Source organism: Syntrophaceae bacterium (assembly GCA_013177825.1).
Classification (GTDB): domain Bacteria; phylum Desulfobacterota; class Syntrophia; order Syntrophales; family PHBD01; genus PHBD01.
Map to the genome: position 1 here is coordinate 16,035 of JABLXX010000001.1, position 20,837 is coordinate 36,871.

The 20,837-nt window shown below is 60.0% G+C and carries 20 protein-coding genes; 11 read left to right on the forward strand and 9 right to left on the reverse strand.

The genetic code is table 11. From position 1 onward, the window contains the following. Positions 1 to 582 carry a nitroreductase family protein gene (locus tag HPY65_00080; GenBank protein NPU82856.1) on the reverse strand — a complete coding sequence of 194 codons (582 nt, stop codon included), beginning with the start codon at positions 580 to 582 and terminating at the stop codon, positions 1 to 3. Positions 583 to 827: 245 nt separating this feature from the next. On the opposite strand from HPY65_00080, the gene HPY65_00085 reads away from it, so the two are divergent. Genes HPY65_00085 through HPY65_00095 form a run of 3 tightly spaced genes read left to right on the forward strand, consistent with a single transcriptional unit; the run spans position 828 to position 3,813 of the window. Further along, positions 828 to 1,886: a mechanosensitive ion channel family protein gene (locus HPY65_00085; GenBank protein NPU82857.1), complete on the forward strand. Its 1,059-nt coding sequence runs from the start codon at positions 828 to 830 to the stop codon at positions 1,884 to 1,886. Continuing rightward, positions 1,883 to 3,184, forward strand: coding sequence for an adenylosuccinate lyase (locus HPY65_00090; GenBank protein NPU82858.1), 1,302 nt, complete (start codon positions 1,883 to 1,885; stop codon positions 3,182 to 3,184). The genes HPY65_00085 and HPY65_00090 overlap by 4 nt, the downstream gene beginning before the upstream one ends. Continuing rightward, the gene (locus HPY65_00095; GenBank protein ID NPU82859.1) at positions 3,181 to 3,813 is read left to right on the forward strand and encodes a hypothetical protein; all 633 of its coding nucleotides are present in this window, start codon (positions 3,181 to 3,183) and stop codon (positions 3,811 to 3,813) included. The genes HPY65_00090 and HPY65_00095 overlap by 4 nt, the downstream gene beginning before the upstream one ends. A gap of 6 nt (positions 3,814 to 3,819) precedes the next feature. Here the strand turns inward: HPY65_00095 and nadB are convergent, their stop codons facing one another. Next, on the reverse strand, positions 3,820 to 5,463 hold the full coding sequence (nadB, locus tag HPY65_00100) for an L-aspartate oxidase (GenBank protein ID NPU82860.1): 1,644 nt from the start codon (positions 5,461 to 5,463) through the stop codon (positions 3,820 to 3,822). A 148-nt stretch (positions 5,464 to 5,611) separates the two neighbouring features. Between nadB and tsaD the strand changes: the two genes are divergently transcribed. The 6 genes from tsaD to HPY65_00130 all read left to right on the forward strand — a co-directional run bounded on the left by tsaD (position 5,612) and on the right by HPY65_00130 (position 10,058). After that, entirely contained in the window at positions 5,612 to 6,616 is a 1,005-nt protein-coding gene (gene tsaD, locus HPY65_00105) for a tRNA (adenosine(37)-N6)-threonylcarbamoyltransferase complex transferase subunit TsaD (protein ID NPU82861.1), read from the forward strand. Next, positions 6,613 to 7,062 carry a DUF2062 domain-containing protein gene (locus HPY65_00110; protein NPU82862.1) on the forward strand — a complete coding sequence of 150 codons (450 nt, stop codon included), beginning with the start codon at positions 6,613 to 6,615 and terminating at the stop codon, positions 7,060 to 7,062. The genes tsaD and HPY65_00110 overlap by 4 nt, the downstream gene beginning before the upstream one ends. Further along, positions 7,059 to 7,934, forward strand: coding sequence for a ribosomal RNA small subunit methyltransferase A (gene rsmA, locus HPY65_00115; protein ID NPU82863.1), 876 nt, complete (start codon positions 7,059 to 7,061; stop codon positions 7,932 to 7,934). Before HPY65_00110 ends, rsmA begins: the two co-directional genes overlap by 4 nt. A 133-nt stretch (positions 7,935 to 8,067) precedes the next feature. Further along, positions 8,068 to 8,925 (forward strand): pantoate--beta-alanine ligase, encoded by an 858-nt coding sequence (locus HPY65_00120; GenBank protein ID NPU82864.1) that lies wholly within the window; start codon positions 8,068 to 8,070, stop codon positions 8,923 to 8,925. 57 nt (positions 8,926 to 8,982) lie between these two features. Next, positions 8,983 to 9,342, forward strand: a complete 360-nt coding sequence (locus HPY65_00125; protein ID NPU82865.1) for an aspartate 1-decarboxylase — start codon at positions 8,983 to 8,985, stop codon at positions 9,340 to 9,342. Then, positions 9,339 to 10,058, forward strand: coding sequence for a M48 family metallopeptidase (locus HPY65_00130; GenBank protein NPU82866.1), 720 nt, complete (start codon positions 9,339 to 9,341; stop codon positions 10,056 to 10,058). Before HPY65_00125 ends, HPY65_00130 begins: the two co-directional genes overlap by 4 nt. Before the next feature lie 33 nt (positions 10,059 to 10,091). On the opposite strand, the gene HPY65_00135 is transcribed toward HPY65_00130, so the two are convergent. Together HPY65_00135 and HPY65_00140 are read right to left on the reverse strand one after the other, a co-directional pair. Next, on the reverse strand, positions 10,092 to 10,916 hold the full coding sequence (locus HPY65_00135; GenBank protein ID NPU82867.1) for an alpha/beta fold hydrolase: 825 nt from the start codon (positions 10,914 to 10,916) through the stop codon (positions 10,092 to 10,094). 40 nt (positions 10,917 to 10,956) lie between these two features. Next, positions 10,957 to 11,451, reverse strand: a complete 495-nt coding sequence (locus HPY65_00140) for a CYTH domain-containing protein (protein NPU82868.1) — start codon at positions 11,449 to 11,451, stop codon at positions 10,957 to 10,959. 291 nt (positions 11,452 to 11,742) lie between these two features. Between HPY65_00140 and HPY65_00145 the strand changes: the two genes are divergently transcribed. Beyond that, a complete protein-coding gene (locus HPY65_00145; GenBank protein NPU82869.1) occupies positions 11,743 to 13,086 on the forward strand; it encodes a cytochrome ubiquinol oxidase subunit I in 1,344 nt (447 codons plus the stop codon). Between the two features lies 1 nt (position 13,087). Continuing rightward, on the forward strand, positions 13,088 to 14,116 hold the full coding sequence (cydB, locus tag HPY65_00150; protein ID NPU82870.1) for a cytochrome d ubiquinol oxidase subunit II: 1,029 nt from the start codon (positions 13,088 to 13,090) through the stop codon (positions 14,114 to 14,116). Positions 14,117 to 14,329: 213 nt separating this feature from the next. Here cydB and HPY65_00155 read toward each other — a convergent pair whose 3' ends face one another. From HPY65_00155 to fusA, 5 genes are all read right to left on the reverse strand, one after another. Continuing rightward, entirely contained in the window at positions 14,330 to 14,545 is a 216-nt protein-coding gene (locus HPY65_00155) for a hypothetical protein (GenBank protein NPU82871.1), read from the reverse strand. Between the two features lie 328 nt (positions 14,546 to 14,873). Further along, positions 14,874 to 17,006, reverse strand: a complete 2,133-nt coding sequence (locus HPY65_00160) for a sigma-54-dependent Fis family transcriptional regulator (GenBank protein ID NPU82872.1) — start codon at positions 17,004 to 17,006, stop codon at positions 14,874 to 14,876. A gap of 37 nt (positions 17,007 to 17,043) precedes the next feature. Beyond that, complete coding sequence (locus HPY65_00165) at positions 17,044 to 17,559, reverse strand: cyclic nucleotide-binding domain-containing protein (protein ID NPU82873.1); 516 nt, start codon at positions 17,557 to 17,559, stop codon at positions 17,044 to 17,046. Between the two features lie 35 nt (positions 17,560 to 17,594). After that, the gene (locus HPY65_00170) at positions 17,595 to 18,761 is read right to left on the reverse strand and encodes a hypothetical protein (protein NPU82874.1); all 1,167 of its coding nucleotides are present in this window, start codon (positions 18,759 to 18,761) and stop codon (positions 17,595 to 17,597) included. A 36-nt stretch (positions 18,762 to 18,797) separates the two neighbouring features. Further along, the gene (gene fusA, locus HPY65_00175; protein ID NPU82875.1) at positions 18,798 to 20,837 is read right to left on the reverse strand and encodes an elongation factor G; all 2,040 of its coding nucleotides are present in this window, start codon (positions 20,835 to 20,837) and stop codon (positions 18,798 to 18,800) included.

Sequence of the window (20,837 nt, forward strand, 5' to 3'; positions counted from 1 at the left end):
TTATGCCTTCCACGGGCCTTCCACGACGATGTCCGTCAAGTCCTTCCGGGAAGAGGGGAACTCCCGCTCCTGGAGGTGCTGCGGCAGATCCTCCCTTTTCCCCGGCCGCCCGATGGCGATCATGGCTTCGGGCTGGAGAAAATCGGGCATGTTCAGCTCCGTCTTGGCCCGGTCGTAATTGAATCCCTGCATCCCGTGAATCACCAGTCCCATCAGGGACCCCTGAAGGGCCAGATGTCCCCAGGCGGCGCCGGCGTCATAACTGTGGGTGCGGGCGAACTTCCCGCTGTCGAAGGTTGTCTTCGAGGCGACGACGACCAGGACGGCCGCCCGATGCGCCCACAGCTTGTTGCTTTCCGTAAGGAGGTTGAAAAAAAGGTCCCATTGGGGAGTATTCCGCCTGCCGTAAAAAAAGCGCCACGGCTGGTTGTTGTTGGAAGAGGGCGCCCACCGGGCGGCCTCGAAAAGCGTCATAAGCTCGGCTTCCGGCAACTCCTCGCCGGACATGGCCCGGGGGGACCAGCGGTTCGGGAACAGTGGGTCCACCGGGTGGGACGGTTTGCGGAAATCTCGAATGTTCATGGGGTCCTTCGCAAGGCCGGGCTCCCCGCCCGCTTGATCGCCGGCATGGCGGCGACGAAACGGGCGGACGACTGCTCTATAGGTAATGTCGGCGGGTCTTGTCAATCCCTTTGAGAGAAAGCGCACCTTGCGGGATTCGCTCCACCTCTGTACAAAGGGACTTGCGCCGGGCCGGAATCCGGGGTAGAGGAGAGCCCTCGGCGGAGGCCGTTGAACCGCTGCCACATCCACGAATCAGGAAATCCATGATCCCGCTTCCCGAGCGATATGCATTTTTTCTCCCCCTGATCCTCCTGGCGATCGGACTTCTTTCCGGCCTCGCGGCCGATGCCCTGTCGAGGCGAACCCTGCGGCGCATCGTGCGGCGCACCGGATGGGAGGGCGGGAATGTTCTGAGGACGGCCCTGCTCCGGATGTGGGTTTACTGGCTCACCCTGGCGGGCGCCTATGCCGCCCTCCATAATGTGCCGGTTTCCTCCCATGTCTTCGACCTCCTGGAGAAGGGGATCCTGACGCTGGCGATTCTTTCGGTGACCCTTTTCCTGGCCCGCCTGACCGTGGGCGCCGTCAATCTTTACAGCAGCCGGGCGGGAGGCGTGTTCATCACGACGACGCTATTCGCCAATGTCGCAAAGGGCCTTGTCCTGATTCTCGGCGTACTGGTGATCCTGCAGACCCTCGGGATCTCCATCGCCCCTCTCCTGACGGCCCTGGGCGTGGGCGGTCTGGCGGCGGCCCTGGCCCTTCAGGATACCCTTTCCAACCTCTTTTCCGGTATCCAGATCATCGCCTCCCGGCAGATCCGGCCCGGTGACTATGTGAAGCTGGCCGGCGGGGACGAGGGCTTCGTCCACGACATTACCTGGCGGAGCACCACGCTCCGGGCGATGCCGAACAACATGATCGTGATTCCGAACGCAGAGCTGGCCAAGGCGAGGATCACCAACTTCGACTTGGGAGAGAGCGAAATGAGTGTTGTCGTCCCCGTCGGGGTGAGCTACGACAGCGACCTGGAAAGGGTTGAAAAGATCACGGTGGATGTGGCAAAAGAAGTGCTCGGGGAAACCGAGGGAGGCGTTCCGGAATTCGATCCGCTGGTCCGTTTCACCGCTTTCGGCGATTCCAGCATCAATTTCAACGCGGTCCTTCGGGTTCGGACCTATGCGGACCAGTTTCCGGTCCGCCACGAGTTCATCAAGCGCCTGTTCCGGAGATACCGGGAAGAGGGCATCGAAATTCCCTTCCCTATCCGTACCGTATATATGAAGGGCGGGGGGACGGACGGCAAGAGGAGCGATTCGTGATTCCCAGATATTCCAGAGAAGCCATGACCAGCATCTGGAGCGCCGAGAACCGCTACCGGAAGTGGCTCGACATCGAAATCCTGGCCTGCGAGGCCTTTGCAGAGCGGGGCGAAATCCCCCGGGAGGCCCTGGACGTGATCCGGGAGCGGGCCGGATTCGACGTGGACCGCATCGACGAGATCGAGAAGGTCACCAAGCACGACGTGATCGCGTTTCTCACCTCCGTAACGGAGAAGGTCGGGGAGGAGGGCCGGTTCATCCACATGGGGCTCACCTCCTCGGACATCCTCGACACGTCGCTGGCGCTCCTGCTGAAGGAAGCGGCGGACATGCTCCTGGAGGGCATGGACCGGCTTCTGGTGGTCCTCCGGAACAAGGCCTTCGAGCACAAGCGGACCCTCATGATCGGCCGTTCGCACGGCATCCACGCGGAGCCGATCACGTTCGGGCTGAAGATGGCCCTGTGGCACGAGGAAATGCGGCGCAACCGGCTCCGCCTCGAACGGGCGCGGGATGCCATCAGCGTCGGAAAACTGGCCGGAGCCGTGGGCACCTTCTCCTTCGTGCATCCGGGGGTGGAGGAATATGTCTGCGGAAAGCTGGGACTGAAACCCGCCGCGGTATCCTCCCAGATCGTCCAGCGGGACCGCCATGCGGAGTATTTCTGTGCCCTCGCCATCATCGGCTCCTCCATCGACAAGTTCGCCCAGGAGATCCGGCTTCTCCAGAGGACGGAGGTCCGGGAGGCGGAAGAGTACTTCTCCCCCGGACAGAAGGGGTCTTCCGCCATGCCGCACAAGCGGAATCCCGTGCTCTCGGAAAACCTCTCCGGCCTGGCCCGTCTCATGCGGTCCTACGCCCTGGCGGCCCTGGAGGACGTTGCTCTGTGGCACGAGCGCGATATCAGCCATTCGTCGGTTGAGCGGGTCATCGGTCCCGACGCGACCATTCTCCTGGACTTCATGCTGGCCCGCTTCACGGGACTCATAGAGAAACTGGTGGTCTACCCGGAGCGGATGAAGGCCAACCTGGAGATGACCCACGGGGTGATCTTCTCCCAGATGGTCCTTCTGAAACTGGTCGAGAGCGGGATGACCCGGGAGGACGCCTATGCGGCGGTGCAGCGGAACGCCATGGCCTCCTGGGAGCAGGGGGTGCCCTTCCGGGACCTTCTCCGGAAAGACTCGGAGATCATGGCCCGCATCGGCGAGGGAGACCTCGATCAGGCCTTCCGGGTGGAGAATTTCCTCAAGCACGTGGACTACATCTTCCAGCGGGTTTTCGGGGAGGGAACATGAGCGGTCCGATCGTCCGTTCGAGAGGGGGCAGGTTCGCGTCGTTCCTGGCGATTCTGTCGATCCTGTTGATCCCGGCCGGCTGCGGCTACCTGCAGAGCTACGTGGACTTGGTGAAGGAAAAAGGGGTCTCGCCGCAGTATCTGTCCGTCCTCGACACCTGGACGCGGACGAAGGGCCTCACATCCCAGTTCGAGACCCGGGCCGACCTGTTCGCCACGTTCAAGTCCGCCGAGTTTCGGGCCGCCTACGTGAAAGACTACGCCCGGCTCTACGGCCTGACGGAAGAACAGATGAAGTCTCGCCGGGAGGTACTCGACGAGATGGCCTCCGATTTCGACGAGTTCTTCTTCTATGCGGCCATGCCGGACAGGGACGCGAACGATTTCGACAAAAGCGGCTCTGTCTGGAAAATCTATCTTTATGATGCCCGGGGTAACCGGTTCGAACCCATGGAGGTGCGTCGAATCATCAAAGTGTCTTCTCTCGTGACCGCCTTCTATCCTTACGTCAATCCGTATCACGGAAACTGCTACACCCTGAAATTCAAGGCCGGGTCCGTTCCGAAAGGCGGATCCTTCAAGCTGGTATTTACCGGCGTCCTGGGAAAAGTCGAGCTGTCCTGGCCCTGAGGCGGGTCAGATCGCCAGGGGATTGGAGAAGTTGCCCCGGTAATGGGACGGCTGGACCAGAACCGTATCCTTTTGCCAGTGTCTGTCGTTTCGATCGGGGTAATCGATGTTGAAATGGAGCCCCCGGCTTTCCTTCCGCAGGCGGGCACACTTCACGATCAGGCTCGCCACCGTGGCGATGTTCCGGAGTTCCAGCAGATCTCTCGTGATCAGGAAGTTCCGGTAATATTCGTCGATCTCCCGGTTGATCAGTTCCACGCGCCGCTCTGCCCGTTCCAGGCGCTTGTCCGAGCGGACGATTCCCACATAGTTGGACATGCACGACCGGATTTCGTCCCAATTGTGCGATACGACGATGGATTCGTCGCTTTCGGTGGCGCCCCGGGGGTCCCAGGCCGGGATGGGAACGGGGTCCTCTTCAATGGATGACAAGCGTTCCTTCATCCGGAGAAACGTCCGGTGACTGACGACGATCGCTTCCAGGAGGGAGTTGCTGGCCAGGCGGTTGGCCCCGTGGAGACCCGTGCAGGACACCTCGCCGCAGGCAAAGACGCCCTGGATGCTTGTTTCACCGTAAGCATCCACGGCTACGCCCCCGCACTGGTAGTGGGCCGCCGGGGCGACGGGGATGGGCTGCCTGGTGATGTCCAGGCCGAATTCGAGGCAACGGGCGTAAATATGTGGAAAGCGGCCGATGATGAAATTCCGGTCGCGGTGCGCAATGTCGAGGAGGACGTACTCGTCCCCCGATTTCTTCAACTCCGTGTCGATTGCCTGGGCCACGACGTCCCGGGGGGCGAGGCTTTTCATGGGGTGGTACTTGTCCATGAATGGAAGGCCGCTTTTCAGCTTCAGGATCCCTCCCTCGCCGCGGACCGCCTCGCTGATCAGGAACGACTTGGCCTCCGGGTGGTACAGGCAGGTCGGGTGAAATTGGATGAACTCCATATTGGCGATCCGGGCGCCGGCCCGATAGGCCATGGCCACGCCGTCGCCGGTGGCGATATCCGGATTCGTGGTGATGAGGTAGACCTTTCCCGTACCTCCCGTGGCAAGGATCACGAACCGGGCGCGGAACGTGTGGATCTCGCCGTGCAGGATGTCCAGGACATAGGCGCCCAGGCAGCGTTCGCTGTCCGTGAATGCCTGACCCGGGATGCGGGATTTGAGGATCAGGTCGATGGCGAAATGGTTTTCATAAATATGGACGTTCGGTTTTGTGCCGGCCATTTCCGACAGGGCCCGCTCGATCTCCCGGCCCGTCAGGTCGTGGGCGTGGAGGACCCTGCGTGCGCTGTGTCCGCCTTCCCGGCCCAGGTCGAAGCGGTCGGGGTGATCCTTGGCCCGGGTGAACTGGACACCCCAGTCCACCAGTTCCCGGATCCGCTCCGGTCCCTCTTCGATGACGAACTTTACAACCTCGGGCTTGCAGAGCCCCGCTCCGCAAACGAGGGTATCCTCAATATGGGAGGCAAAAGAGTCTGTCTCCGCCTGGACGGCGGCGATGCCCCCCTGGGCATAGTTTGTGGAGGACTCGATTTTTTCTTTTTTGGTGACAATGGCAACACTGCCCAGGTCGGCGGCCTTGATGGCGAGGCTGAGGCCCGCAATCCCGCTGCCCAGGATGAGAAAGTCCGTCTGTATTTCCATGAGATGTGCGCTCCCGTCTGCGTTCGTTCTGTCCGGACACAGGTTTGATCACGGAACGGCGAGCGTCCCGTTAACTTTACAAAGTCCGGCGAATTCTATATAGTCTCCCGTCTTGAATGTAAACGAAAAACCCCCGGAGAACGGTACCATGCTGGTTTTGGCCATTGAGACATCCTGCGACGAAACGGCGGCGGCAGTCGTACGGGACGGGCGCATCATGCTTTCCAACGTGATCGCCTCCCAGATCGACGTTCATAGCAAATACGGCGGCGTGGTTCCCGAAATCGCGTCACGCAAGCATATCGAGGCCATCGGTGCGGTGATCCTGCAGGCCCTCGATGACGCCGGAACGACGCTGGACGAGATTGAAGGAATCGCCGTCACAAGGGGTCCCGGACTGGTGGGATCTCTCCTGGTGGGGCTCTCCGCGGCCAAGGCTGTTGCCTTCGGACGGAGGCTGCCCTTCGTCGGCGTCAACCACCTGGAGGGACATGTGGCGGCCGTCTTTCTGTCGGACCGGAGGCCTTCGTTTCCCTTCGCGGCACTCGTTGTCTCGGGCGGGCACACGACGATTTACCGGGTGGAGGACTTCACGCGGTTTACGATCCTGGGGCAGACAAGGGATGACGCGGCCGGGGAGGCCTTTGACAAGGCGGCGAAACTCCTCGACATCGGCTATCCCGGCGGCGTCGTCATCGACGGTCTGGCGAAACAGGGGAACCGGTCCGCCTTTTCGTTTCCCCGAGCCATGAGGGACAGCCTGGAGTTCAGCTTCAGCGGCCTCAAGACGGCGCTCCTGAATCACGTGAAGCAGAAGGGAATGCCGGCCTCCGACGAAATACCGGGGGTCGTGGCCAGCTTTCAGGAGGCCGTGGTCGACGTGCTCGTGGAGAAAACCCTCCGCGCGGCGGGGGAGAACGGTCTGAAACAGGTGGTGGTCTGCGGGGGCGTGGCCGCCAACAGCCGGCTCCGGGCGCGTTTCCAGGAAGACGCCCGGGAGCGGGGGATTGAGGTGCTCATCCCGCCACCGGTCCTGTGTACCGACAATGCCGCCATGATCGCCGTAGTCGGCGATTATCGGCTCACCATGGGCATGCGGGATTCCTTCGACCTGAACGCCGTTTCCCGGTGGCCGCTTTCTTTGCCGCAATGAACGCATTCAAAAAAAGCCTGGAAGGATTTTACCGGCGGTTCGTGAGCCTCCGGGGGGATCCCAGGCGAATCGCCATCGGAGTCGCCATCGGCGTCTTTATCGGCACAACCCCGACGATTCCCTTCCACACGACCCTCGTCCTGGCCGCATCCGCGCTTTTCCGCCAGCATCTCTCGGCAGCCTACCTGGGGTCCTGGTTCATCTCCAATCCACTGACGATTCCGGTTCTGTACGTTACCCAATACGAGACGGGGCGTATTCTCCTGGGGATGGAGCGATGTACGCTGGTTCTCCCCGATTATTCCCTGGCGGCCTTTGCGAGCCTGGGCTGGCAGATCCTCCTGCCCCTCCAGGTCGGGGGCCTCCTGTTTGCGCCGGCATTCGCCGTGCCGGCCTATCTCGTCACGAGGCGGCTGCTTGCCGCCTGGAGGGCCGGAAAGACATGACCACGCCCCGGAAAATCCTGCGCTCCCGGGGGCTCCGCCCCAGGAAGAGACTGGGACAGTGTTTTCTTCAGGACCGCAACATCCTGGAGAAGATCGCCGCCATGGCGGATGTCGCCGAAGACGGAACGGTGGTCGAGATCGGGGCCGGAACGGGGGCCCTGACGGAGCTTCTCGCGGGGATAGCCGGCCATGTCCTGGCCGTTGAGGTGGACTCACGGATGACGGAAATCCTCCGGGAACGATTCCATGATCGAGGCAACGTCGAGATTCTCCAGCGGGACGTCCTGGCCGTCGATTTTTCGCTTCTCGCCGACGAGGCGGGCGGGGAAAAGATCACAGTAGTTGGGAATATTCCCTATTCCCTGTCGACTCCGATCCTGTTTCATCTGCTGGCTCACCGGAAGCGGATCCGGGCGGCGGTCCTGATGTTCCAGAAGGAGCTGGCAGCGCGGCTGGCGGCCGGCCCGGGTACGAAGGAGTACGGAATCCCGTCGGTCATGGTGGCGGCCTTTGCCCGCGTGACCCAACGGCTGGATGTTCCGGCGACCTGTTTCTATCCCATTCCCCGGGTCCACTCCCGGGTGCTGCGCTTCGAATTTCTTGAGGAATCGCCTTTCGTATTCGGAGAAGAGCTGTATTTTACAGCACTTGTCCGGGCGGCCTTCGCCAACCGGAGAAAGACAATATTCAACAATCTCAAAGGAGTGTCGCTGGGATTGCCCGGGAATTGCAATCTCGGGAGCCTGCTTACAACCGCAGGAATCGATCCGGGGCGCCGGGGAGAAACCCTGTCTCCCGCCGAGTTCGGCCGTCTCAGCGCCTTTCTTCTGGACGCCGCTCGAAAAGGACTTGACAACGGAGACCCTGTTTGATACGGCGTCACTGGCCGCTTGGATCCGCAGGACGGACTGAGACGGAAAGGTCAGGCAAAAGATTTGATCCGCAGTAAACCCGGCCTCCCGTCTCCCGACGGCGAGGCTTTATTTTTGGGGGATTGCGGAGATGATCCAGATCATCGAAACGGTTCGGGAGATGCAGACTTTCTCGGAGTCGCTCCGAAGACAGGGAAAGACGATCTCCTTTGTTCCCACGATGGGTTTCTTTCACGAGGGACACCTCGACCTCATGCGGGAAGGCCGCGAGCGCGCCGACTGCCTGGTGGTCAGCATCTACGTGAACCCGACCCAGTTCGGCCCCGCGGAGGACCTGGACCGTTATCCACGGGACTTCGACCGGGACCGCCGGCTGGCTGAATCCGTCGGGGTGGACGTGATCTACTTCCCGTCGAACCCGGAGATGTACCCCCCCCATTACCAGACTTATGTCAACGTGGAGGAAGTGACCGACAACCTCTGCGGTCTCTCCCGGCCCGGGCACTTCCGGGGCGTCACCACCGTCTGCTGCAAGCTGTTCAACATCGTCAAGCCCCACGTCACCATTTTCGGGAAGAAAGATTTCCAGCAGCTCGCCGCGATCCGGCGGATGGTGGAGGACCTCAACATGGACCTGGACGTGGTGGCCATGCAGACCACCCGGGAGGCCGACGGCCTCGCCATGAGTTCAAGGAACACCTACCTGAAGCCGGAGGAGAGGGAGTCGGCACTCAGCCTTTCCCGCTCCCTCAAGAGGGCCCAGGAGCGGTACGCAGGCGGCGAGCGGGACGCGGCAGCCATCATCGCGGAAGCGAAGGCATTCATTTCATCCCACCCCTTCACGAAGATCGACTACGTCCAGATCTGCGACACGGCCACCATGAAAGATGTGGAGCGGATCGAGGGAACCTGCGTCATGGCTCTGGCCGTGCGGGTGGGGAACACAAGGCTCATCGACAATTCCGTTTTCGGAGAGCCCCTGGAGCTATAGGTGCCCGGGGGACCCGAAAACGAAAAACAATGAATATGTAAGGACAAGGGGCGCGCCATGCAACGGTTCATGCTGAAATCGAAGATCCACCGGGCCACGGTCACCGATGCGGACCTTCACTACGAGGGCAGCGTTACCATCGACGAAAAACTCCTGAAGGCGGCGGACATCCTCCCCTACGAGAAAGTGGCGATCTACGACGTTGACAACGGGGAGCGGTTCACCACCTATGCGATCACCGGGAAGGCCGGGTCCGGCGTCATCTGTCTCAACGGCGCGGCGGCCCGGAAAGTCTCCCGGGGCGACCTGGTCATCATCGCCAGCTATGTCACGGTGGATGATGCGGCGGCGAAGAAGTGGTCCCCCAAGTGCGTCTTCGTGGACGAAAAGAACCGGATCAAGAAGCGCGACAAGTGACACGGACCACCGTTCCGACCCGCCGGAAGAGCGCCAGGCCTGCCGGTGGATTCATGGAGCAGCTTTCCCTTCCTCTCGTTACGGGGGCGCGGGACCTTCGGGAGCGCCTGGAGACAAGCCTGCGCCGCCCCGTCCATCTTATCCTCACAGACAATCACGTCTCGATGATTCGTGTCCGGACGGCCCCCGACGGTGTCCGACTGCGGCTCCACCGCATCTTCCTCGATGCCGGCGACGAGGTCCTCCGCGAGGTCGTCCGTTTCGCCCGCACGCGGAAAAGCCCCGGCCCGATCCTGGGGGATTTTATCCGCGGCCACCTGCGGGACCAGCCCGAACCCTCCACACGATCCGTTCGCATCCAGCCGCAGGGAAGGCACTATAATCTCCAAGTCATTTTCGACGAGCTGAATCGAATCTATTTTGAAAACCGTATCTCGGTTCCCATCACCTGGGGCCAGGGAAGGGCGTCCCGCCGCGTCCGGCGCCGGATTCTGGGAAGCTACAGCAGCCGGACGGGGACGATCCGCATTCATCCGTGGCTGGACCGGAAAACCGTTCCCTTCTACGTGCTGGAGTATGTGGTCTATCACGAGATGCTCCATGCCGATCTGGGAGCCGGCGTGAAGAACGGGCGACGGGTCATTCACTCCGCCGAGTTCCGGCGCCGGGAGCGTCTCTTTGCCCGTTGGACCGAGGCGGAGGCCTGGAGAGGGTAGGGTGGGCGGCATCGCTGCGGCGGGAGCCGCAGGTTACGGGTGTTCACGCCGGACGCCCGCAATGCAGGCGACGCCGGCGTGGCTCGACAGGAATCCCAGGAGGACTTCATTGAAGGCCTCCGTCTGGTCGATCGGAGTGAGGTGGCGCGACTTCCGGATCACGGCCAGTTCAGCCCCGGGAATCTGCCGGGCATAGGCCTCCTTGAGGGAAACGGGCGTGTAGTCCTGGTCTGCCGTGACAATGAGGACAGGACAGCGGATTTCCCCGAGACGGTCGGCCACGCTCCAGCCCGTGAGGGCCTTCATGGAGGCCAGGTAGGCCCTCCGGTCGTTATCCGCCCAGCGGGCGACCATGGTGTCGTGCAGATCCTTCTGGTGCAATTCCGGAAGCAGCATATCCGCCAGAATAGTCCCCATCTTCCGCATCCCCAGGAAGCGCACAATGAGACGACGGAGAAAGAACGCCCGCCGGTCCCGGCTGCTCGTCAAGACGAGCGCGGGCCCGCTGTTGACGACGGTCAGGCTCTTCACGAGTTCCGGTTCGTCGACGGCTAGCTGGAAAGCCGTCATTCCCCCCATGGACAGGCCCACGATATGCGCCGGTGCAGCCCCGACGGCCTTCAGGAACGCCGCCGCGTCCTGTGCGAATTGGGGGATGCTGTAAAGCCCCTTCGGCTTGTCCGTCCTTCCGTGTCCCCGGCTGTCGAAGGTTACAACCTGGAAGCAACTGGAGAAAAACGCTACCTGCCGTTCCCAGTCGCGGGTGCTCGACCCCAGTCCGTGCAGAAAGACAAGGGGCTCTCCCGACCCCGAGGCCTCAAAATAGAGATTCAGATCGTTCACACGAATATGCGGCACGACGTCCTCCTTGCGCGTCCGGTCATTCGTTCCCCGGCGTTCAGGCCCTTCCGGACGGATCGCCGTCCGTCGTCCACAGCCGGTAGGGATTTTGAGCCAGGTTCACGTTGAAATAACGGGAATCCGTCGAGACTTCCTTTCCCGCCCACGGAGGCGCCGACACCGGCTGATCTTCCCGCTCCAACTCGACCTCCGCCAGAATCAGCCCCTCATTGTCGCCCAGAAATTCATCGATTTCCCAGGTCAGGCCGCCATAACGGACACGTCGGCGCCGTTTCTCGATCCAGGGCCGGGGGCAGAGCCGCTCCAGCATCTCTTCGGCATCGGTCTGCGGGATGGGATACTCGTATTCGAGGCGGGTCAGCCCCGAGAGGAGGGACTTGACGGCCAGGAAGGCTTTTTCCCCGCAAATCCGGATCCTGACGACACAGGTAACATCCGACCGGAGATACCCCTGTCGATACAGGACGCCGTCGTCATCCGAGCGCCAGGAATCGTTGCAGACGAGGTATTTGCGCTCGATTTCACGGGCCATGCGAGTTTGCTCCTCCATCGTTCATTTTACGCGACCCGGTTTGTGCCGGATGGGCATGACTGAATCCATACGGGATGAAACAGGGATGTGTCAAGGAATCCCGGTTACAAGGTCCACTCCCCACCGGAGTTGCCCGGACACGCCCCCGCACCCGCAAGCTGATCGTTGCCGCACTTTCCACACTCCCGCTTCAGTCCGGTTTCTGATTGCAGGATATGCCGGGATGCTTGCAAAATAGGCCCCGTATGTTTATCATGACCGCGCTGTTCGCTCCCGGGGAGGTCTGACGAGATGGACGTTCTTGCCTTGAGCCGCCTGCAGTTTGCCGCCACAGCCGGTTTCCACTTCCTGTTCGTTCCGCTGACCCTGGGGTTGTCCATCCTGGTGGCCTTCATGGAAAGCCGCTGGGTCGCCACGGGGAATCCCATGTACCTGAGGATGACCCGCTTCTGGGGAAAGCTGTTCCTCATCAATTTCATCCTCGGCGTCGTCACGGGACTCACCATGGAGTTCCAGTTCGGCATGAACTGGGCGGAATACTCCCGTTTCGTCGGCGATGTTTTCGGCGTTCCGCTGGCCATCGAGGCGACGGTGGCCTTCTTCCTGGAATCCACTTTCATCGGGCTCTGGATCTTCGGATGGAACCGGGTGTCGAAGCGCGTGCACGCCTTCGCCATGTGGATGGTCGCCTTCGCCACCAACCTTTCGGCCCTCTGGATTCTGCTGGCCAACGGCTGGATGCAGCATCCGGTCGGCTATGTGATCCGGAACGGCCGCGCCGAGATGGTCGATTTCTGGGCCCTCGTGACCAACAGTTACGCCTGGTGGAAATTCTTCCACACGGTCCTGTCGGGATACGTCGTGGCTGCCTTCTTCGTCCTGGGGATTTCGGCCTGGCACCTGCTCCGGAAAAACGAGCGGCCTCTCTTCACGGCCTCGTTCCGCATGGCCGCCGTCTTCGGCCTCGCCAGTTCCATCCTGATCATCGCAGCCGGCGATTTCGCCGCCAAGGACGTGGCGAAAGTTCAGCCGACCAAGCTGGCCGCCATGGAATCCGTTTGGGAAACAAGGAGCGCCGCGCCATTCTACGTGCTCCTCATTCCCGACACGAAGAACGAGCGAAACGCCGTGGAGGCGATTCCCATTCCCGGCATCGTCAGCTTTCTTTCCTTCGGCGATTTCAAGGCGGAGGTGAAGGGACTCAAGGAGTTCCCGAAAGAGAACCGGCCACCCGTCATGGAGGTGTTTGCCAGTTTCCGGACGATGGTTGCCCTGGGGGGGCTCTTTGTTCTCCTGTCGGGTCTGGCCCTGTTTCTCGTCTGGAAGGATAAGCTCGATGGATACCCATGGTTCCTCAAGATTCTCTTTTACGCCATCCCGCTGCCCTATATCGCCGCCCAGCTCGGATGGACGGTGGCGGAGGTAGGCCGCCAGCCCTGGCTCGTCTATGGCGTTTACAGGACCGCCGAGGGAGTCTCCCGCAACGTTGCGACGGAGCAGGTGATCCTGTCCCTTGCCGGATTTACGCTGTTTTACGGGTTTCTTGGGCTCCTGGATGTTTACCTGCTGGCAAAATTTGCCCGGAAGGGGCCAGAGCCCGCCCCGGCAGAGGCGATCGGTCCGGAGGGGGCATGATATGGAATATCAGGTGATCTGGTTCTTTCTATGGGGCCTGCTGTGGGCGGTTTATTTCATGACCGACGGCTTCGACCTGGGTGTGGGAATCCTTCTCCCTGTCTTGGGCGGAGACGAAGGCGAGCGGCGGGTGATGCTCCGCACGGTGGGTCCCGTCTGGGATGGAAACGAGGTGTGGCTCGTGACGGCGGGCGGGGCCACTTTTGCCGCCTTCCCCGGAGTCTATGCCCTCCTGTTCAGCGCTCTGTATACGCCGCTCCTGCTCGTGTTGTTCGCGCTGATCGTCCGGGGGGTTGGGTTTGAGTTTCGGGAGAAGGGAACGTCGGAATCCTGGAAACGGCGGTGGGATACGGCGATCTCCATCAGCAGCACCCTGATCGCGTTTCTGTTCGGGGTTACCTTCGGGAATCTTTTCATCGGTCTGCCCATCGACGCCAACGGTTATACGGGAGGGATCGCCGGGCTTCTGAACCTTTACGGGCTCCTCACGGGATTCCTGTTCCTGCTTCTTTTTGCCGTTCACGGCTCCCTGTGGGTTGCCTGGAAGACCGAAGGCGGACTGGCCGTCCGGGCGGCGGAATTTGCCGGGAAAGCCTGGGCGGCCCTGGCGGTTTTCCTTTTCCTCTTTCTCCTTTATACGGCTTCGTCCACGGGGCTTGACCGCAATTTCGTTTCCTTTCCCCTTCTTCTCGGATTTCCACTGGCGGCGCTGGCCGCACTGGCGGGAATCCGTTTCTTCCTGGGACGCAGCCGTCCACTGGCAGCCTTTCTGGCCTCTTGCACGGCGGTTCTTTTCACCATTTCCACGGGCATCGCCTCAATCTATCCGAATCTGGTGCCTTCCCGGCTCGATCCGGCGTACAGCGCCACCCTCTTCAATGCCTCGTCGAGCCTCTATACACTGAAGATCATGACTATTGTGGCCCTGGTGTTCGTTCCGATGGTGGTCGCATACCAGATCTGGGTCTATCGGGTTTTCCGCCATAAGGTCAATTCCTCGGAAGGTGCAGAAGGGGAAGAGGGATATTGATCTTCGGATTGATTGAGGGGGTTGAAAGGAAAATAAAAAAAGGGTGGATGGAAAAGGAGGGAACCTGAAAACCATCCACCCCGTATTAAACCGGGAGGTAACCGGTAACCCACACCTCCCGGATTCTCTTTAGGGGGTCGGTGGGTGGAAAGGAGGGAACAGAAACCACCCACCGATTAAAAACAATCATCACACTCGGCAGTCGCGTCAAAACTACTCTGGAAGAAAAAAGCGGATACTCTGTTCTTTTGGAATATCTCCTTTCTTTTCTTCGTCCTGTTCTTTCTTTGCCCGGCTGTCACTCCCGCCTTCTGCAGACAGGAAAAATTCTTCTTCCGTTAATCCTTGACCGTTACCCTGAATGACTGAAGACACCGAATCAATGTTCGAACTCTTGCGCTTTCCTTTGTCCGTTGAGCTCTTGTACATTCGTTGCCAGATTCTTGTTTTCTTATATCTCCCAATGGTGCTCGGGTTTGTTTGTTTATGTGCTTCGCAATATCAATGCCAGAAGGTCGATGGAGAGAAAGAAAAAGAACGAAATATGTGTATCTATCTGAATATATAAGATAAATAGCCGCGTGTAGAGTTGCTGTTTTGCTGCGGAATGACAGAGCGGAGGCAGGAGATAGAGAATTCTGAAACTCAATCTGTGCGAATGGCGCACACGGTTTTCGTCATGAGTGTATAACTTATTGATATAATGGTTGAATATGATGTAGTGCGCAATGTGAACGCGTGTGCGAGAATCGCACAGTTACGGTGTGGATTTGTTCTGACTGAAGAGCTTCTTTTCTTCCCGGATGAATTTGTATCTCGATACACCTATTAATTTCGCGGCCTTGGCTTTGTTCCCTGAGCTTTGTTCGAGGGCTTGGGTGATGATTTTTTCTCGAATTTCGTGAGCGATTTTTTCCACAACTTCGTCGTAATGGATCCCTCCAATGGACAGTTGAGAAAAGAAATTGTCCAGAGAGATCTTTGGCATCCCGGCCGTCGACGCGGCTTTCATTTCCATGGGCAGGTTGGCCACCGTGATAAACGGACCGATATTCTGCATAATCATGATCCGCTCAATGATGTTCCGCAGCTCCCGGACATTGCCGGGCCAGGGGTAATTCTGGAGAACTTCCTGGGCTTCCTTCGTGAATCCGCGGACATTCCTGCGGAATTTCCGATTGAACTCGTCCACGTAGTAACGAGCCAAAAGCAGGATATCCGGCGTCCGCTCGCGAAGGGGGGGGAGTGCGACCGGGACGACGCTGATCCGGTAGAAGAGGTCCTCACGGAACTGGCCGTCCGCCACCATCTTGTTGAGGTCCCTGTTGGTTGCAAAAACGAAACGAACGTCGATGGGAATGTTTTCCGTGCCCCCCAGCCGGCGGATGTGTCTGTCTTCCAGCATGCGCAGAAATTTCGCCTGCAGGGGAAAGCTCATGTCTCCGATTTCATCCAGCAGCATCGTCCCGCCCTGGGCCGATTCGAGGAGGCCGATCTTCCTTTTCTTGGCATCCGTGAATGCCCCTGCTTCGTAACCGAAAAGTTCGCTCTCCAGGAGAGGACCCGGGATGGCGGCGCAGTTGACATCGACAAAGGGCTTTCCCTTGCGGTTGCTCTGCCGGTGGATCGCCCGGGCGATGAGCTCCTTCCCCGTACCGCTTTCCCCCTGGACCAGGATATTCGTATCGTGCCCGGCAATGTCCTCGATCATGTGGAAAATGTCGATCATCTGCTCCGACTTGCCAAGGATGTTATGGTACCCAAGCAGAATTTCCTGGTTCTCGCGCAGCTTCTCAACCTCGGACTTGAGGGTTTTTGCCTCCAGTGACAGGATGGAGTGCATGATGGCGTTGTCGTAAGTCGTCGCGGCATTCTTCACAAGGATGTCCAGCAGGTTTTTCTGGTCCGGCGAGAACCCCCCGGATTTTTTGGCCAGGTAAAGGGCGCCCCGGAACTTGTCGCGGATATTGAACGGTACGGCGATCTCGGAGGGACAGTCGTCAAAAAGGGGTTTTCCTTCCCGACGGGCCTGGTCGGTGGAGACCAGGATCGTGTTGGCCTCCAGGGCCTGCCTGATCAGCCCGTTGCCGATCTTTTCGTCGCAGGTCGCCTGATCGTGAATGAAGACCGTCTCGCCGTCGCTGATCAGGCACCGTTCCTTTGCCACGTCCAGGAAATAGACGAGGACCCGCTCCGCTGCGGCGATGCGGAGGGCGTTCACGATCATGATATCCATGATCCGGTGATCCAGCGTGTAACTCTCGTTCATTTCCGAAACGGCCTGCTCCAGGACAAGAAGCTGGCGGATTTTTTCGGCGTTGGTCTCCAGAAGGCGGGTGGCGTGAATGATGATGCTGATCTGGCTTGCATATGTGAGGAAAAGACGGATCTCCTCCGCGAAGAAGGTGACATGCTCGCGGCTGAACCCGGCGAGAATCCCGATTACCTCTTGGTCGATCTTCAGAGGGGCGATGAAGATGGATCCCTCGTCCATGATCTTTGTCAGGTATCGGTCCAGGTCGGTGACGCGGTCGTCGTTGGCCACGTCTTCGATGGTCATGAGCTCCCCGGACAGGGCCACCTTCACGGCCATGCAATCGTCCTTTTGGATGTCCAGAGGGGCGGAGAAGACCCGGCTGCGCTCCTCCGGCGTGTAGTTCTTCATCACCTTGGCGTGAAGAAACTGCTTTGTTTCGTCGAAGAGACGGATGATCCCCCGGTCGAATCCGATGGTGCCGACCACTTCGTCGAGGATTTTTTCCAGGATTTCATCAACCCGGGAAGGGGTGGTCAGGAGCGTGCTGATGCGAAAAATACTGGCCAGAACCTTGTCCTTGTCCAGGATAGGCTTTGACCAGCGTTCCGCAGGCTTCTTTCCTTCGGGTTTCATGGCCGGGGCTTTCCGTTTTCGTTTTTCATCGTTTCCGTCACGTCTGTTTCAGAATAATGCTCAATGCCGTTGTCAGCTTGATGGTATCCTCGTCGGCCTTCCGCAGACGGGTGCTGACAATCCTGGCCAGATTCAGGGCCACGCGATAACCCAGGGCGGTATCCTCCTCGGCGATCCGGAGAAAATCATCCTTTCGGATTTCATACAGCACGCAGTCCGTCAAGGCCGTGATGGTGGCCGTTCGCTTCTGCTTTTCCAGGAGGGCGATTTCACCGAACACAGCATGGTCCTGGGCGCCCAGGCGAGTGAAAACCTTGCTTTTGTCCGCCGCATCATCTTCTTCCATCCCCGGGAGAACGAGGCTTTTTACCACTTCCACGGTACCGTCGAGAATGATGTAGAGCGTGTCGCCTTCTTCGCCTTCCCGCATGATGATCTCCCCGGCACGGAATGTTACACGGCGGGAGATGTCAATGAGTTCGCGAATTTGTTCCGCCTTCAGATCACGGAAGAGTTCCGGTTCCTGCAGGAAGGAAACGCTGTCTTCATTCATGGCCGGCCTTTCCTTGTCGCTTTACGGTCCGGGAGTCAACCGGAGCGTGGATTTTTCCGGGACAGAACGATGGCATGGTCGTCCTGCGAAATCACATAGCCGCCGTCGGGATTGATGGACAGCTTGGCCTCGTCCTGCTCGTAGTAGAAGTCTTTCTTGGATTCGCGGATCTTCTCCCGGATAAAGGTATCGATGACAGAGGTGTTGTCCGACAGCAGGTCCTCCAGCTTCATGGCGGCCTTGTCCCTGATGATGCCCAGGAGAATGGCGTGATGCTGATCCCGGAAATGATCTGCCAGTTCGTTGTATGTTTTCCCGACGAAGGCCCGGGGGATATCGACGCGCCAGAGTTTGTTCGTGTCGCCCAGGGCCATCAGGTTCGAAAAGATCCTGGGGAGCCCCGGCGAGTCGACGGCGCTGGCCATCAGCGCACCGATGTGCTCACCCCGGACAATGATCTCGTCGACATGGGCACGTTTCAGGCTGGTCTTGTTCTCGCTGTTGAGAAGCTCGGCGATGATCCGGATCTGGGGGTTGATGGAGCGGATCGTCAGGGCCGTCAACGTCGTCCGCTCGTCCACGCGATCCCGGGGGTGGCCTCCCGACAGGTCCGCCATAAGGATCGCAAAGGCGGCCCGGGAAATATTGGCCCGCATCAGAACCTCTTCCTGGACGAAGTTGCCCCGGATGAACTTCAGGTCATGGTATTTCACGCGCAGGGGGTCGAGCTCGTCCGGGGAAAGCTCATTGATAAGAACGAGCGGTTTCTCACCCGCAAGACCCTGGCGGATCAGGCCGTTCAACAACTCTTCCGTGTGCTGGTTCCATCCGCACAAGACAATATGGTCCTTTTCCTTGAACGTGTCCAACCCCTTTCCCTCCTTGATCTTCTTCTCAACAAACAGGGACGCGATGGTGGCCGTGAACAGGGACATCAGGCCCACCCCTGACAGGATGACGAGGATTCCTACCAGGCGGCCCCCGACGGAGACGGGATACTTGTCGCCGTATCCGACGGTACCCATCGTGACAATGGACCACCAGATCGCGTCCCAGACCGACGTGATATTCGCTTCCTGACGGAGGTGCTCGAAGTAGTGGACCGCCAGGGCGCTCAAGACGACGACGCTCAGGGTGAGCAGGGCGACCTGGATGGCAGGGAGGCTATACAGGCGGTTGAGTTTCTTGCCCAGCGTTTTCATGGTGGCAGAGGTCCTCCGGAGCGGCCTGCTCCCCGGTTATGATCCGCTCCTGCCGAATTCGAGAAAATGCATGGAGAACGTCGCCCGACCCTGGGTGGCGGAGCGGAGATCGGTCGAGTATCCGAACATGGCCCGCAGGGGCACCTTCGCTCGGATTTCGCTGATGGGACCGCGGGGTGCGATGGCCTGAACCTCCCCTTTCCGGGCGTTGATGTCGCCGATCACCTCGCCCATGAACTCCGAGGGGGAGAGAATATCAACCAGCATGAGCGGCTCCAGAAGCACCGGATCCGCCTGGGAAAAGCCCTCGCGGAACGCCGTGGAGGCGGCGATCTTGTAGCCGAGTGGAGAGGATTCGCTGTCCCGGTACGAGCCCCCCAGCAGGGTCACCCTGACATCGATAACCGGGTAACCGGCCACGGTGCCGCTGAACATGGCCTCCCGGACGCCCTCGATCAGAACGTGATGAAATTCCTCCGGCACCTGGACGGAGTCGATGCGGTTGACGATGTCGTTGCCCGCCCCCCGCTCCTGAGGCTCCAGGCGGAGCCGCACGGATCCGAAGTGACGGCGGTCCCCCAGTTCCTTTTCAAAGACGCCGTCCAGTTCCAGGCGCTTCTGGATCGTTTCCCGGTAAACGACCCGCGGCTTGCCGACGTTGACATGGGCGTTGAACTCCCGGATCAGGCGGTCGATGATGATCTCCAGGTGCAGTTCCCCCATGCCCGAGATCACTGTCTGGGCCGTCTCGTCGTCGTATTTCACCCGCAGGGTGGGGTCTTCGTCGACGAACTTTGCCAGGGCTACGATAAGCCGCTCCTGGTCCGCCGGGGTCTTTGCCTCGATGGCCTGGCTGATGACCGGTTCGTAGACGTCCATTGGCTCCAGGAGGATCGGATGACCCTCGTCGCAGATCGTGTCGCCGGTCGTGGTGTCCTTGAGGCCCACAACGGCGATGATGTCGCCCGCAGTGGCCGTCTCGACGCGTTCCCGCTTGTTGGCGTGCATCTTCAACAGGCGGGCGATTTTTTCCTTCCGGCCTTTGCCGGCGTTGTAGATCTCGCCGCCGGCCTTGATCTGACCGGAGTAGATGCGCAGATAGGTGATTTTTCGCCCTTCGTCGAGCTGAACCTTGAAAGCCAGGGCGCACAGCGGCTCCGAGGCGCTGCTGGGACGGACCTCTTCTTCATGGGTGACGGGATGATGGCCCCGGACCGGAGGGACGTCCACGGGGGAGGGCAGGTAGTGGACCACTGCGTCGAGGAGCGGCTGGATGCCTTTGTTCCGCAAGGCGGTGCCGCACATCACCGGGACGGCCCGAAGGGAAAGCGTCGCCTGGCGGACGGCCTCCCGGATTTCCTCCTCGCCGATTTCCTCGCCGGCCAGGTACTTCTCGGCAATGCCGTCGTCCAGATCGGCCAGGATCTCGATCATCCGGTCCCGATGCTCCTGCATCGCCCCGGCAAACGCCTCCGGAACGTCCTGGACGGTGTAGTTCTGTCCCTGGGTGCTGTTGTCCCAGGTGATGAACTTGCGGCGGATCAAGTCCACGATGCCCTGGAACCCGTCTTCCTGTCCTGCTGGAATTTGTATCGGGAGAGGAAGCGAGGAGAACCGGTCCCGCATCATGTCCAGGGTTCGGGAATAGTCGGCGCCGATACGGTCCATCTTGTTGACGAAGGCGATCTTCGGAACGCCGTATTTGTCGGCCTGATGCCAGACCGTTTCCGACTGGGGTTCGACGCCGCCGACAGCGCAGAAGACCACGACGGCCCCGTCGAGAACCCGCAGGGACCGCTCCACCTCGATGGTGAAATCCACGTGGCCCGGAGTGTCGATGATGTGGATCTCGTGGTTATCCCAGTTGCAGGTCGTCACCGCCGCCGTGATGGTGATGCCGCGTTCCTGTTCCTGGGGCATCCAGTCCATGACCGCTTCCCCGTCATGTACCTCGCCCATCTTGTAGGAACGGCCCGTGTAATAGAGAATCCGCTCCGTCACGGTCGTCTTTCCCGCATCGATATGGGCGATGATGCCGATGTTCCGGATCCTGGAGAGTTTCGTCTTGACTGTCAT

Coding starts and splice junctions, on each gene's coding strand:
- HPY65_00155 (NPU82871.1), bottom strand. CDS start 14,545: ATGTACAAGAGCTCAACGGACAAAGGAAAGCGCAAGAGTTCGAACATT.
- nadB (NPU82860.1), bottom strand. CDS start 5,463: ATGGAAATACAGACGGACTTTCTCATCCTGGGCAGCGGGATTGCGGGC.
- fusA (NPU82875.1), bottom strand. CDS start 20,837: ATGACAGTCAAGACGAAACTCTCCAGGATCCGGAACATCGGCATCATC.
- HPY65_00125 (NPU82865.1), top strand. CDS start 8,983: ATGCAACGGTTCATGCTGAAATCGAAGATCCACCGGGCCACGGTCACC.
- rsmA (NPU82863.1), top strand. CDS start 7,059: ATGACCACGCCCCGGAAAATCCTGCGCTCCCGGGGGCTCCGCCCCAGG.
- tsaD (NPU82861.1), top strand. CDS start 5,612: ATGCTGGTTTTGGCCATTGAGACATCCTGCGACGAAACGGCGGCGGCA.
- HPY65_00160 (NPU82872.1), bottom strand. CDS start 17,006: ATGAAACCCGAAGGAAAGAAGCCTGCGGAACGCTGGTCAAAGCCTATC.
- cydB (NPU82870.1), top strand. CDS start 13,088: ATGGAATATCAGGTGATCTGGTTCTTTCTATGGGGCCTGCTGTGGGCG.
- HPY65_00095 (NPU82859.1), top strand. CDS start 3,181: ATGAGCGGTCCGATCGTCCGTTCGAGAGGGGGCAGGTTCGCGTCGTTC.
- HPY65_00140 (NPU82868.1), bottom strand. CDS start 11,451: ATGGCCCGTGAAATCGAGCGCAAATACCTCGTCTGCAACGATTCCTGG.
- HPY65_00110 (NPU82862.1), top strand. CDS start 6,613: ATGAACGCATTCAAAAAAAGCCTGGAAGGATTTTACCGGCGGTTCGTG.
- HPY65_00170 (NPU82874.1), bottom strand. CDS start 18,761: ATGAAAACGCTGGGCAAGAAACTCAACCGCCTGTATAGCCTCCCTGCC.
- HPY65_00165 (NPU82873.1), bottom strand. CDS start 17,559: ATGAATGAAGACAGCGTTTCCTTCCTGCAGGAACCGGAACTCTTCCGT.
- HPY65_00080 (NPU82856.1), bottom strand. CDS start 582: ATGAACATTCGAGATTTCCGCAAACCGTCCCACCCGGTGGACCCACTG.
- HPY65_00085 (NPU82857.1), top strand. CDS start 828: ATGATCCCGCTTCCCGAGCGATATGCATTTTTTCTCCCCCTGATCCTC.
- HPY65_00145 (NPU82869.1), top strand. CDS start 11,743: ATGGACGTTCTTGCCTTGAGCCGCCTGCAGTTTGCCGCCACAGCCGGT.